The following is a 14,063-nucleotide window of genomic DNA, read 5'->3' as shown; positions in this document are numbered from 1 at the left end:
GAGAGAAGTGGGTGTGCGCGTGGAGTTGACTGCGAGCCAGCGAGGTAACTGGGTGGCACGGAGGCTCGCCCCTGAGTCTTCGGTGTTCTGTGCGGGCCAACTGCTCTGGCTGGACGGCCCGATCGATCCAGCCACGTTCGCGTCCTCGGTGAGTACTGCCTTCTCGGAGACCGACGCACTGCGGGTCCGTTTCGGTGACGATGACGGCGTCCCTTTCCAGTACGTCGACCCCACGACGACACTGCCGACAGAGATCGTCGATGCGGGCCATGACGACGACCAGATCCGGACGATGGCCCAAGAACAGCTCACCGGAGCACCGGCCATCGCTGCGGAGCCGACGACGTCCTCGACCCTGATCCGCCGCAACAACGGGACCTGGGCCTGGATCCTGGTCACCAACATCCTGCTCGTCGACGGCTACAGCATCTCTCTCTTCATCCGCCGCGTCGCAGAGGTCTACTCCGCAACCCAGGCAGGCGATCCGGTCCCGGACCGCTGGTTCGGAAGTCTGGAAAACGTCGCAGACACCGCCCAGCACAGCGCTGAAAGCGTCGCGTACTGGAACGGCATCCTCGCGATCGACACCGCCGGCCCCGAGAATGCAGAGGACCTCTCCGGCGCCTTCGTCTCCTCATCGCGACCAGTAGTCGTCCCCACAGCCGACGACACTTATTCGAAGGTCCAGCAGTTCGCTCGTACCGCGCGGGTCTCCTGGACCGATTCCCTGATCGCCTTATGGGGCGTCTATACCGCTCTCGCCGACAACCGTGACTACGTCGCCGTCCGGGTTCCGCAGATGCTGCGCGACGACCGCGAATCACTGAAGACACCCAGCGCGATCTCCCGGGCAATCCCGGTCGCCACCGAGATCAGCCCGTACGACGCTTTCGCTGACGTCCTCGAAGTCGTTGCCAACCAGCTGAAAACCTCTCGACGCCACACCACCGTCGAAGATCACCAGATCACCCGCGCCTGGCCGAGCGGCCAAGCCGCTTATCTCGCCCTCCCGACGATCAACATCAGACTCTTCGACTCGACACCGCGCCTCGGCGACATCGCCGCGATCCCCGAAACGATCAGCACCGGCCCGGTCGGATCACTCGACCTCGCCATCTACCGCAGCACAGAGACCGGCATCCGGCTAGAACTCTCCGCAGGCTCCGGCACCAGCGCCCCGCACCTGCATGCCCAGCAATTCACCCGCTTCCTCAACGCCGTCCTCGACGGCTCCCCCGCCCAGACCCTGCACGAACTGAGTGCCGGATTCACACCGGACACCGACGGCATGGACGCGTCATGGGCGCAGGGCGAAGCACTCGATGTCCCCGGAGCAACCGTTGACGAGCTGGTACGCCGACAGGTAGCGGCGAGCCCCGAGCTGGTTGCGATCACCGCCGCTGATGACGGCACCGAACTGACGTACGGCGAGTTCGACGCGCGAGTGAACGCATTGGCCCACCTCCTCGTCGAGCACGGCGTGCAGGTCGGGGGCCGGGTCGCGGTCGCCATGACGCGCTCGGTCGACCTGGTCGTGGTACTTGCCGCCGTGATGCGCGCCGGAGCGGCGTACGTGCCGATCGATCCGGGCTACCCCGCCGAACGCATCAAGCACATCCTCAACGACGCCGTACCCGCGATGGTGATCGCCGACCACCACACCGCGGACACCCACAAACACGCGCTGGGCGAAGCCGCAGTACTCCGCATCGACGACCACGAAGTACAGCAGCGCTTGGCCACTGGCGAGAACGCTGCCCCGGCGCTGGCCCGGCCATTGAACGACCTCGACGCCGCTGTCGTGCTCTTCACGTCAGGAACGACCGGCATCCCGAAGGGCGTCGCCGTCACGCACCGCGCACTCGCAAACCGCCTCGCCTGGGGCCAACGAGTGCTGGGCTACCAGCCGGACGATGTGGCGTTGTCGAAGAGCGGCGTCGGTTTTGTCGATGCCGTGACCGAACTGTTCGGGCCGATGATCGCCGGCACCCGAACCGTCGTCGTCCCCACAGAAACCGCCCAGGACCCAGCCGGTCTGCTCGAAACCATCGCCCGGCACCGCGTCACCCACCTGCTGACCGTGCCCAGCCTCGCCGACGTCCTGGTCCGCCACGATGACGTCATCGCAGCATTGGCCTCGGTTCGGTACTGGATCTCGTCTGGTGAAGCCCTCACCCAGAGCACCGCGAACACCATGCGAATCGCTGCACCACAAGCAGAACTGCACAACTTCTACGGCTCCACCGAGGTCACCGGCGACGCTACTGCGGTCGTCATCACCGACAACACCCCGATCGGTGCTCCGGTAGCGAACACCACGGCACGTGTTCTCGACGCGTGGCTGCGTCCGGTACCGGTCGGAGTGACAGGAGAGCTCTACCTAGGCGGAGTACAGCTCGCCGACGGATACGTAGGCCGCGCGGGCCTGACAGCTGACCGTTTCGTCGCCGACCCGTTCAGCGACAACGGCGCACGGCTGTACCGCACCGGCGATGTCGTGCGATGGAACCCCCAAGGACAGCTGGAGTACCTCGGCCGCAGCGACGACCAGGTGAAGATCCGCGGACACCGGATCGAGCCCGCCGAGATCCGCGCCGTCCTCGAACAACACCCGGACGTATCAGGAGCGGCGATCGCCGCTGTGGATCACCCGGCCGGCGGCAAATATCTCGCCGCCTACGTGACCACGACCAGCACTGAGGATCCGGCGCTGTTCGACACCCTGCGCGAGCACCTCGCGCGATCGCTGCCGGAGTACATGGTCCCCACAACCTTCATGCGCCTGGACAGATTTCCCGTTACCCCCAACGGGAAACTCGACCGCCACGCGCTGCCGCAACCAGACCTCGCCACCGGCACAACCAACGGCAGGCCGCCCGAGACCGCCAGCGAGATCACCCTGGCCGGCATCTTCCGCGACGTACTCCACCTCGCCGAGGACACCGACCTCGGCGTGGACACCGACTTCTTCCGCCTCGGCGGACACTCACTGCTAGCGACCCGAGTCGTCGCCCGAGCCAACGCGTTACTCGACACCACGCTGACACTCCGGGACGTCTTCGACCACCCCCGCATCAGCGACCTCGCCCACCTCGCCGACACCACCGCCGCTACCACCGCGGAACCCCGAACGCGCGTCGGTGACCTACCACGCCCCGCCGTGCTCCCCGTCTCTTACGGACAACAAGCCCTCTGGCTGATCGATCAGCTGGGCGGTCCTGGTGGGCGGTACGTCGTCCCGGTGGTACTGCGTTTGCACGGCGAGCTGGACCCCGATGTTCTGATCACGGCGGTCCGGGACGTGGTTTCTCGTCACGAGGCACTGCGCACGCTCTTGGTGGAGCAAAACGGCACGCTCACCCAGGTCGTCGTTCCAGCAAAGGAAGCGGCCGACCGGCTCTCGTTGCTCGTCGAGGACGTCACGAACGTGGATGCGCGAGTGAGCGCGGTGGTGCAGGCCGGGTTCGAGCTCGCGGCCGACCTCCCGATCCGGGTCGCGCTGCTCCGCACCGGCGGCGACGACTCGGTCCTGGTGGTCGCCGTACATCACCACGCAGTGGACGAATGGTCGTTCCCGTCGTTGCTGGGCGACCTGTCGACCGCTTATCAGGCACGGGCCGCAGGGCAGGAGCCGGCATGGCTGCCCCTGCGGGCGCAGTACGCGGACTACGCGATCTGGCAACGCGACGTACTGGGTTCGGCGTCGGATTCGGGTTCGCTGCTTTCCCAGCACCTGGCCTATTGGCGCGACGTCCTCGCGGATGTGCCCGAGGAGTCCGCGATCACGCCGGACAGGGCCCGGCCGGTAGCGCCGACCCATCGCGGCGCGGATCTACGGTTCACCGTCGACCCCCAGGTGGCGACCGGTCTGCGACAGGCTGCGGCTGAGCAGGGCGTGTCCATGTTCATGACGCTCCAGGCCGCGACCGCGTTGACCGTCTCGGCGCTGGGCGCCGGTGCGGACGTGGTGATCGGCTCGCCAGTCGGAGGCCGCACCGAGGACGGCCTGGAAGACCTGGTCGGGTACTTCGTGAACACCCTGCCGATCCGCCACCGGTTCCACCCCGGCGACTCGATCGCCGACGTTCTGCAGAACACCAAACGCACGGTCCTCGGCGGGTTCGAGCACCAGGCCGCGCCCTTCGAGGAAATCACCCGGGCGCTGGGCACCGAGCGATCCGTCGGCCGCAATCCCCTCTTCCAGATCATGCTCACCCACCGCGTCATCGACAGCCACCGCGCGGGCCTGCAGCTCGGGAACGTCACGACGACGCCAGCTCCCGCGGCGGTCGGCGCGGTCAAGACCGATCTCGATCTCGACCTCTTCGATTCGCTCGACGAGCTGAGCGGGAAACTCGCCTACGCGACCGAGCTGTTCGATGCCGCGACTGCCGAGCGGTTCGTTGCCGTCTTCAACTCGGTGCTGAAGGCAATCGCTGCTGATCCGGAGGCCCGGGTCGGCGAGCTGGACATGTTGCTCGCACCGGAGTTGCAGCAACTCGCTACCTGGTCACGCGGTGAGACGCTCGAGATTCCCGCGACGACACTCGATGACCTGGTACGCCGGCAGGCCGCGGCGAGCCCGGACGAGGCCGCGGTCATCGCCGATGACGGCACCGAACTGACCTACCGCGACTTCGATGCCCGGGTCAACGCTCTCGCCCACCTGCTCGTCGCGAACGGCGTACGCGTTGGGGATCGGGTCGCGGTCGCCATGCCGCGCTCGGCCGAACTGGTGGTCGCCTTGGCCGGAGTGATCCGGGCCGGGGCGGCGTACGTGCCGATCGATCCCGACTATCCCGCCGACCGCGTCAAGCACATCCTCGCCGACGCCACACTACGTGCGGTGATCACAGACCGGAACACCGCCGAGGTTCATCAGCACGTGCTCGCTGAGCATCCGGTGCACACGCTGCTCATCGACGACGAACTCGTGCAGCAACACCTCGCGGCCGGCGTGGTCGACGCACCGCAGTTCTCGCGTCCGCTGCTCCCGACGGATGCGGCGTACGTGATCTTCACCTCCGGCACCACCGGGCGCCCCAAAGGCGTTCAGGTCAACCACCAGGCAATCGTCAACCGGCTGCGGTGGATGCGTGACGACTACCGGATCGGTGCGGCAGACCGGGTGCTGCTGAAGACCCCGTTCACATTCGACGTGTCGGTGTGGGAGTTCTTCCTGCCACTGGTGACCGGCGCAGCGGTGATCGTGGCGCAGGACGGCGGGCACAAGGACCCGCAGTACCTGCTGGAAGTGATCGACCGTCGCGCAGTGACGGTCACCCACTTCGTGCCGTCGATGCTGCAGGCCTTCCTCACCTCGGACCCGGCCCGGACGTCGGTCGCTTCGGTACGACGAGTGTTCTGCTCCGGCGAGGCACTCCCCGTGGCACCCGCGGCCGGTGCCGTTGCGCTGTTCGAGAACGCGGAACTGCACAACCTCTACGGACCGACCGAAGCGGCCGTGGATGTGACCGCTCACCCGGTGGTTCAGGCAGAGCTCGTCGATGCGGCGGGAGTGCCGATCGGTGCTCCGGTCACGAACACGACGACGCGGGTTCTCGATGCCTGGTTGCGTCCAGTACCGGTCGGCGTGGCAGGTGAGCTCTATCTGGGTGGAGTGCAACTCGCAGACGGCTACGTGGCGCGCGCGGGCTTGACCGCGGGCCGCTTTGTGGCTGATCCGTTCAGCGACGACGGCGCGCGGTTGTATCGCACCGGCGATGTCGTGCAGTGGAACTCCCAAGGGAAACTGGAGTACCTCGGCCGCAGCGACGACCAGGTGAAGATCCGCGGCTACCGGATCGAGCCCGGCGAGATCCGCGCGGTCCTCGAACAGCACCCAGCGGTATCGGGCGCCGCCATCGTCACCTTGGATCACCCGGCCGGCGGCCAGTACCTCGCGGCCTACGTGACCACGGCAAGCAGCGCGCACGCCGACGACGCAGTGCTGTTCGACGTACTGCGTGAGCATCTCGCCCAGTCGCTGCCGGACTACATGGTGCCCGCGACCTTCCTGCGCCTGGACGAATTCCCGGTCACCGCGAACGGAAAGCTCGATCGTCGCGCGCTGCCGCAACCGGACCTGGTGGCAGGTGCAGCGGGTGGCCGGCCACCGGAGACCGACACCGAGATCGCCCTCGCCGGCATCTTCCGCGCCGTACTCCACCTCGGCGACGACACCGACCTCGGCGTGGACAGCGACTTCTTCCGCATCGGCGGCGACAGCATCTCGGCGGCACGACTCGTTGCCTACGGTCGTGAGCACCACCTGACGTTCAAACTCTCCGACGTATTCGTACGGCGTACTGTCGGCGCCCTCGCTGCGCTGCTTGCGCCGGCAACGGACGACGCAATCTCGGCCGAGCCGGTGCTGGTCCCGACCTCTGCAGCCCTGGAGCGCTTACGCGAGGCGGACACGGCACCCGATGAGTACGTCTTCACCGAGCTCATCAGCTTGCCCGCACAGTCGAAGAGTGGATCGATCACCTCGGCTTTCCACTCACTCGTCGCCACCACCGACGCGCTTCGCCTGTCAGTTGACGCCACCAGCCGGCGGCTCTGGTTCACCTATCTCCTGCCTGCGGAGACAGTCCAACCCCAGACCGTGGAGACCAACAGCGACGTTGACGCAATCAGGTCCGCCGCCGTCGATCTCATCGATCTCTCGGCCGGCCGCCCGGCTGCCCTCGCGCACAACCCCGAACAGACGGTTGCGGTGCTGGCCGTCCACGCGGGAACCGTCGACCGAGCCTCCCTGCACCGGCTGGCCGAGGCACTTAAGCAGTCCGTGGTTGGCGGAGCAGAAGTGTCCCGCCCACCAGCGCTCGTCCCTGCGCTCGAAGCCATCGAGGCAGCCGGCGACGCGGTCGCTACGGACGGCCTCGATCACTGGAAGGGCCTCCTCGCCCGAACCCAGACGATCGACGATCCCGCCTTCGCTGCTGCCACCGTCTCCGTCGTCCGCTGGGACAGCTCCCTTGCAGAAGACGTTGTCATCAAGGCGATCCGCAACGCCCTCCACTCAACAGGAATCGCACCACTGATCGACGTAGAGGTCCCGCTGACTCCCGACGACCAGCCGATGCAGGTCGGTCCGTTCACCGCGACCACTGCCATCGCTCTCGACGAGGCCGAGCCGACCAGAACCGCCGAGCTGGCCCTGCTGCGTTACCACAACAAGGCAGGACGCAGAGCCCTGCGCCGGTCGCCCTCCCCCGCCGTCATCCTCACGCGGGTCTACGAGCCCGACAGCGGATCGCCGACCCCAGAGGGCAACGAGCAGCTGTACCGCGCGGTGATCCGCTACCACCTCGCCCCGGACACGACCACGATCACTCTCCTCGGCTTCGCGGAGAAGGTGGTCACCGAGCTGCGAGAGGCTCTCACAGCCGAACTTCATTAGGTTAGGCAATGCTAAGGTTTTGCCCTCTGACACCTGCTCGATGAGGAGTCGCTGTGCCGCGCCGCGTCCGCCCTACCGTCGTACACACCATCGTCCTGCGGGAGCTGGAGGTGGCGCGGGTCGTCGACGTCACTCCCGGGATGCGCCGGGTGACGCTGACCGGTGATCAGCTGGGAGCGTTCACCGGAAGCGACGGTGTCGCGTTCCCCGAGTTCGCCAGCGACGGTTTCGACGACAGTGTCCGGCTGATCTTCCCGTACCCCGGCGAAAGCGAACCGGTGGTCCCGGTCTACAAGGACGGCAAGTACCGGTGGCCGGCCGATCCGCCTGCCCTGTGGCGCGTCTACACGGTACGGCGCTACAACTCGGAGGCTCGCGAGCTCGACATCGACTTCGTCAAACACGGTGTGGGTGTTGCCACCACGTGGGCGTACCGGGCCGAGCCCGGCGATCGGCTGCACGTCGGCGGACCGTCGGTTTCGAGCGGACGGCCTGATGGTTACGACTGGTTCCTCGTCGTCGGTGACGACACGGCCGTCCCGGCGATCGACCGGCTGCTCGCCGAATTGCCGGACGAAGTACAGGCCGAGGTCTACATCGAGGTCGCTGAGGAGTCGCACCGGATCGAGCTGCCAGTACGCCCCGGCGTCCAGGTGACCTGGATCGTGCGGAACGGACAGCCTGCGGGCGCCGAGCCGTTGCTGTTGCAGGCAGTGCGCGAGGCCGGCCGGCGAGAAGGCTCGATGTTCGCTTGGCTCGCCGGCGAACAGGCCGTGGTCCGTGATCTGCGGCGGTATCTGATCGAGGAACGAGGCGTCGACAAGTCCGACATCGACTTCACCGGATACTGGCGGCGCGCCGAAGTGGTGGCGTCGGACGAGGACCCCGCCATGCCGGACCTCGAGCGCAACGACGAGGCCTTCGAGAAGTTCCACGAGCTGTCCGAGTTGCTCCCGCCGCTGGCCATCCGGACGGCCGCGAATCTCGGGATCGCCGACTGCATCAGCCGCGGAGTGCGTACCCTCCCCGCGCTTGCTCAGCACACCGGCACGAAAGAACGCTCGCTGGCGAAGTTCCTGCGGTACCTGCAGGCGATCGAGCTCCTGGAACAGGTCGGCGACGAGTACAAGCTCAGTGAGACCGGCGAGTTCCTGACCGACGAGTCCGTTCTCGATCACCTCACGTCCGGCGGGGTCGAGTCCCGGATGTCGCAGGCCTTCTTCGGCCTCGAAGCGGCGGTCCGCGACGACCGTCCGGTACTGGAGTCGGTGACCGGCAGCGACTGGGACTCCCTCCGCGGCGATGCGGCCTTCGAGCACAAACGCCTGGAGAACAAGTCCCGGTTCGCGCAGGTGCTTGCCGACCCGCTCGCCAACTCGCCCGTGCTCGAGGGCGTGCGCGAGGTGGTTGTCCACGCACCTGGCGCGGGAGTCCACGCGGACTACCTCACTGCTGGGCATTCGGACGTCAGGGTGACCATCGTGGCGCTCCCGACCGCGGCGGAGTGGTTCCGCGGGGACCTTGCGGTCAGCATCGCGGATGCGAGCAGGCGTGACCGGATCCGGATCGCCGAGCAGTCGGTGTTCGAGAAGAGCGAGCCTGCGGACGCAGTACTGATCATCGACACGCTCGGGCAGCATCGCGACGCGGAGGCGAGGCTCATCCTTCAGCAGGCCGCTGCGAGCCTGAGTGCCGGTGGCCGGGTGTTGTTGGTCGAGGACACCTTCGATCCCGAGGACCTGGACGAACACGACGCGGAGCGCGACCTCATGCAGTTGACGCTGCACGGCGCCGGCTACCGCACCGAGGCAGAACTCGACGCCGTCATTGCCGACGCCGGACTGACCGTGGTCTCGACGTCGCTCGTCGGGTGGGGCAACACGCTGCGAGTACTGGCACCGTGAAGGTGTAGTGCGGTCTTCGCGACCGCACTACCCAGCTGCCGCAGGGGTCAGGAAGCCACTTCTTCACCGGCTTGGAGCTTCTCCATGACCTCGATCCAGTGACCCAGCCGCGAGTCCTCGGCCAGGGTGATGAAGTCGATCCCGTCCACTCCCGCGGTGCGCCAGCGCTCGACCAGATCCATCAGCCGCACCGAGTCCATCCCCTGATCGCGGAGGCTCAACTCGTAGTCGATCGCCGCGGGTTCGAGGTACAGCACGTCGGCGACGTCGGCGATCAGTTGCTGGGTGCTCAGGCTCATCAGAACTCCTCATTCATTGCTTGCCTTGTTTTTTCGGTAGTTGCAGTCCGCTGTGTCACACGGTGGCGATCAGTACTTCCTCGCCGCTGTACGGCCGCAGGCCGTCGGTCCGGCCCGCGAAGTAGCGCTCGGCCAGGCCGGCCGCCGAGACGTGTTCGGCGTCCGCGAAGCCTGCCTGCCGCACCAGCTCGCTGATCTGGCCGGGAGTGTAGAAGCCGATGAACGGCGTACCGGACCGGCGGGCGCCCTCCCTGGAGGCTCGCCGAATCTGTACGTCCTCGGGCGCGAGGTCCTCCAGATGACGGAAGAACGTGAGGATCAGCGAGGAGCCGGCCGGCAGACTCGCCACCTGCTTGAGGGTCGCCGCCGTGGCCTGTTCGGTCAGGTACATGGTGACCCCCAGCCAGGACACCATCGCGGGACGCGAGGTGTCGAATCCCGCCGCCTGCAAGCGATCCCACCAGTCGTCGTTCGCTTCGAAATCGACCGGGACCAACCGCAGCCAGTCCGGTACGTCGTAGCCGAGCTCGATCAACCGGCTCCGCTTCCAGGCCTGCGTCTCCGGCTGGTCGATCTCGAAGACGGTCATCGTCGAGCCCGCCTCGGGATGACGCTGGGCGTACGAATCCAGGCCTGCGCCCAGAATCACGTACTGATCCACGCCGCGGCCCGCTGCCTCGGCCACCAGGTCCTCGGTCAACCGCGCCCGGCCGACCACCGTGCCGCGCTTGCCTCGTGAAGCGGCGGGCACCATGTCTCCGCGCTCGCGCCAGTCCTCCTCGCCCGCCAGTTGGGCGCCCACCACGTCCTCCAGGACGTACGGCGGCTCGTCCACCTGTGTGTGCAAGGCGCGCCACAACGCGGTCCGCACCGCCGTGTTGTCCGGCGTGCCGACAACGTTTCCCGTCATGAGCCAGTCCTCCCTAGTTTGTTGTTCATGCCCCGTCCGGCCTCCCACGCGCTCCACAGCCCGCCGTACACGCCACCGGCAGCGACCAGGTCGTCATGCGTTCCGCTCTCGATGATCCGGCCGTGCTCCATCACGACGACCCGGTCACAGGTCGCGGCCTGGGACAGGCGATGCGCGATCACCAATCCGGTGCGCCCACGCAAAGCTGCGTCGGCGGCGCGGTCCAGCAACCCTGCATGGGTTGAGCCTGCCTCGGCGGTGGCCTCGTCGAGGATCGCCAGTTCGGGATCAGCGAGGAGTAGCCGGGCGAGGGCGAGCTGTTGCGCTTGGGCATCGGTGAGCGGATGTCCGCCGGTGCCGATCATCGTGTCGAGATTGTCCGGCAGCAGGTCGAGCAGACCGGCTGCACCGGTGGCGTCCAACGCTGCGTGGATGTCGTGGTCGGTGGCGTCGGGGGCGGCAAGCGTGAGGTTGTCCCGCAGAGTGCCGGCGAAGACGTGTGTCTCTTGAGTGATCAACGTAGTACGGCCGGGCTGGGCCACCGTCCCGGCGTCGGACAGATGGATACCCGCGATGACGGCGGCCAGCGTCGTCTTCCCGGCCCCGGAGGCGCCGACCACAGCGATGCGCTGACCGGTGGGGATGTCGAGGGTGAGGTTGTCGAACAGGCGAGGACCGTCGCCATAGCTGAACGCGACGTCGTTGAGCCGTACGGCGATGTCCTTGTTCGCTGCAGCTGCCGGTTCGCTCGCTTCTTCAGGAATGGTGGCGACGCCGATCATGCGACTGAGCGACGCCAGCGCCGACTGGAGATCGTCGACGACGAACACCAGCTCGTTGATCGGTCCGAGCAGACGCAGGACGAGCAGCATCGCGGCGGTGGCGGCACCGACAGTGGAGGCGTCCGCCTCGATCAGGACGAAGCCGACGACGAGGACGGTGGCCAGGCTGAGACACTCGCCGAGGTTCAGGCGGATGCTGAGCATGCCTTGCACGGTGCGCGCGCGCAGCGTCCAGACAGCGACGCCCCAAGACGCAGCCATCACGCTGCGGTGCCGTTGCTCGGTGAGCCCGAGCCCGAGCACGGTGGCGTAGCCACGCTGGGACTCGAGGATCTGCTGTGCCCGGGCGCTCATCGCCGCACGTTCGGCGCCGTAGATCCGTGGGCCGATGCGGAGGTACCAGCGCATGACGAGCACGTAGATCGGCAGTACGACGGCAAAGGCTGCGGCGTACGGCCATTCCAGCGCAGCAAGCCCGCCCAGCGACACGACGATGGTGAACGCGGTGACGGTGAGCGCGGGAATCACCGCGGGGGCGGCATCGGCTACGGCGGTGACGTCGTCGCTGGTCCTGGAGATCAGGTCTCCGGTGCCGGCACGTTCGACGAGGTGCTGCGGGAGCGTCATCGCGCGGCTCACCAGCTGTTCGCGCAGCGCGGCGAGGATGGTGTGGTAGACGCGGGTGGCCAGCACGATCGTCACCGCAGTACCGGCCGCGCCGAGAATTGCCGAGAGTGCCATCACGGCCGTGACCGTCAGCACGGTGCCGAGGTCGGCGGTACCAGCTTGTACCCGGTCGACGAGGAACCCGACGATCACCGGCGGGATCACGTTGACGGCGGTGCTGACGATCCCCAGCGCTCCGACCGCCGCGAGCCGGAGCCGATGCCCGCGGCTGAGTCGCCAGACCTCCCTGGCCGTTTCCTTGCCGCCGGCAACCGGTAGCGCGTGCTCGGTTGCTGCGGAGGTGCCGCTCACGTCATCGTCCTTACGGGCATCGGTGCGTCTTCGAGCAGGTTGACGACGCGGTCGCAGCCGGCCAGCAACGCGGGAGACGAAGTGATCAGCAGAGTCGAGCGGCTCGCGCGGACGTCGCGCAACCGCTCGGCGATCGTGTGCTCGGTGACCGAGTCGACCGCTGTGGTCGGGTCGTGCAGCACGAGCACCGGCGCATCGCTCGCCAGGGCACGGGCCAGCGCAAGTCGCTGAAGCTGGCCGCCGGAGAGGCGGTTGCCGTCCTCGCCGACCGAGAGGTCGAGATCAGCAGCGAAGTCGTCGCAGGCCGCAGCCCGCACCGCGGCTGTCACCAGCTCGGGTGCGGCCGCGGTGGCGATGAGGTTGTCGCGGATCGTTCCGCTGAACAACATCACCCGGTGCGGTGTGAAGGTGACCCGGGAGCGGTACTCGTGCGCGGTCAACTCCCCCGCAGCGATCCCGTCCAACTGCACCGCCACCTCACCGCCACGTCGGCGCGGATCCAGCAACACCTCCGCGAGTCGGGCGGCAGTCAGATCGTCGGCGCGCACTCCCACGAGCTCGCCCGGCTCCACCCGAATCGTCCTGCTGGGTGTGGAAACCTCCAGCACCGGCAGCTGCGGAAGCTCTTGCCGGGTCGCGTCGTCAGGCTCGGGCGCAACGGTGACGTCGGTCTTCAATACCTCGAGGACACGCGCGGACGAGGCGCGGGCTCCGGCGAGGTTGGGAATGGAGTCGTTGGCGATCGACTGGATCTGCGGCAGCAGCGCCTGAGCGAGGCCGACGGCGGCGATCAGCTCGCCGATACTCAGCTGCCCATCCACGGCGAACCAGCCGGCCAGCCCCATCACCGCTGCGACGAAGACGCCGGTGACCACACCGGAGCCCATCAGAAACCTGCCCAGTAGGCCCGCGTTGCGCTTGGCGCCGACGAGTGTCTCCTGGCTTGCCTGCCGGTACCTCCTGGTCGCCTCGGTCTCGGCGCGGATCCCCTTGACCACCCGATACCCGGCGACGACATCCGTGGCCAGTCCGACCGTGGTGGCCAGCAGTCCCTGGTACTCGCGGGTGTCGCGGGACAGCCGCTCGCTGAGCAGACCCATCAACCACACGGCCACCGGCGCCCCCACCAACACCGCGAGCCCGAGCAGCCAGTGCGTCGTCAACAGTGAAACGGCGATGAAGCCGATGGTCACGACCCTCGCGATCGGCATGATCACGAGCTGAACCCCGTTGGCCAGGCGCCCGACGTCGTTGGTCATCACCGAGACGACTCCTCCGTCCGGCGCGTGGGCAGTGCCACCCGCCGGATGCAGTACGCCGGTCGAGAGGGTGCTTCGGAGGCGGTGCTGCAGCAACTGCACCGCATACGCGGTCAGCACGGTCGCGAACTTCGCCGCCACGGTCAAAACGACGTACAAGGCCACCAGTGCGCCGATCCACAGCACCAGTTGCCCCGCATCCCCGGTTGCCAGCGCCCGGTCGATCGCGACGCCCATCACCACCGGAACCGCCGCCTCGCCCACCTGCCATACGGTCGCTGCCAGCGCTGCGGGGACGGTGATCCGGCGTAGGGAAAGGATCACGCGCGCCAGGAATCGACCGGCCGTGGTCCCCGCGTCGGCCTCGAATGGCCGGACCTCAGGCGGATCGATGGGCGCCTGCCAGAGCACAGGTAACCGACGATTCAGAGGCCCGCGACCCAACCCGGACGGGTCGGCGTGCGAGGCGCTCGTCATGGCCGCCCTCGGTGCGTGCCCAGGATGTCGAGGTGACAAGCAGGCGTGG

Annotated in this window: 6 protein-coding genes; 2 read left to right on the top strand and 4 right to left on the bottom strand. The window is 67.5% G+C overall.

The annotated features are described in order from the left end of the window. Positions 1-7 precede the first annotated feature (7 nt). Both AB0P21_RS23190 and AB0P21_RS23185 read left to right on the top strand, forming a co-directional pair. Positions 8-7,405, top strand: coding sequence for an amino acid adenylation domain-containing protein (locus tag AB0P21_RS23190; RefSeq protein ID WP_363699216.1), 7,398 nt, complete (start codon positions 8-10; stop codon positions 7,403-7,405). Between the two features lie 53 nt (positions 7,406-7,458). After that, a complete protein-coding gene (locus AB0P21_RS23185; RefSeq protein ID WP_363699215.1) occupies positions 7,459-9,309 on the top strand; it encodes a siderophore-interacting protein in 1,851 nt (616 codons plus the stop codon). Between the two features lie 47 nt (positions 9,310-9,356). Here AB0P21_RS23185 and AB0P21_RS23180 read toward each other — a convergent pair whose 3' ends face one another. From AB0P21_RS23180 to AB0P21_RS23165, 4 genes are read right to left on the bottom strand one after another with little or no spacing between them, the layout of a single operon-like run. Then, entirely contained in the window at positions 9,357-9,608 is a 252-nt protein-coding gene (locus AB0P21_RS23180) for a phosphopantetheine-binding protein (RefSeq protein ID WP_363699214.1), read from the bottom strand. A gap of 55 nt (positions 9,609-9,663) precedes the next feature. Next, positions 9,664-10,518, bottom strand: a complete 855-nt coding sequence (locus tag AB0P21_RS23175; RefSeq protein WP_363699213.1) for a class I SAM-dependent methyltransferase — start codon at positions 10,516-10,518, stop codon at positions 9,664-9,666. After that, positions 10,515-12,278 carry an ABC transporter ATP-binding protein gene (locus AB0P21_RS23170; protein ID WP_363699212.1) on the bottom strand — a complete coding sequence of 588 codons (1,764 nt, stop codon included), beginning with the start codon at positions 12,276-12,278 and terminating at the stop codon, positions 10,515-10,517. Before AB0P21_RS23170 ends, AB0P21_RS23175 begins: the two co-directional genes overlap by 4 nt. Then, entirely contained in the window at positions 12,275-13,861 is a 1,587-nt protein-coding gene (locus AB0P21_RS23165; protein WP_363699211.1) for an ABC transporter ATP-binding protein, read from the bottom strand. Before AB0P21_RS23165 ends, AB0P21_RS23170 begins: the two co-directional genes overlap by 4 nt. Positions 13,862-14,063 lie beyond the last annotated feature (202 nt).

It is taken from the genome of Kribbella sp. NPDC056861 (assembly GCF_040687575.1).
GTDB lineage: Bacteria > Actinomycetota > Actinomycetes > Propionibacteriales > Kribbellaceae > Kribbella.
The sequence above is the reverse complement of the archived record's forward strand: the minus strand, read 5'-3'. Positions and strand labels throughout refer to the sequence as shown.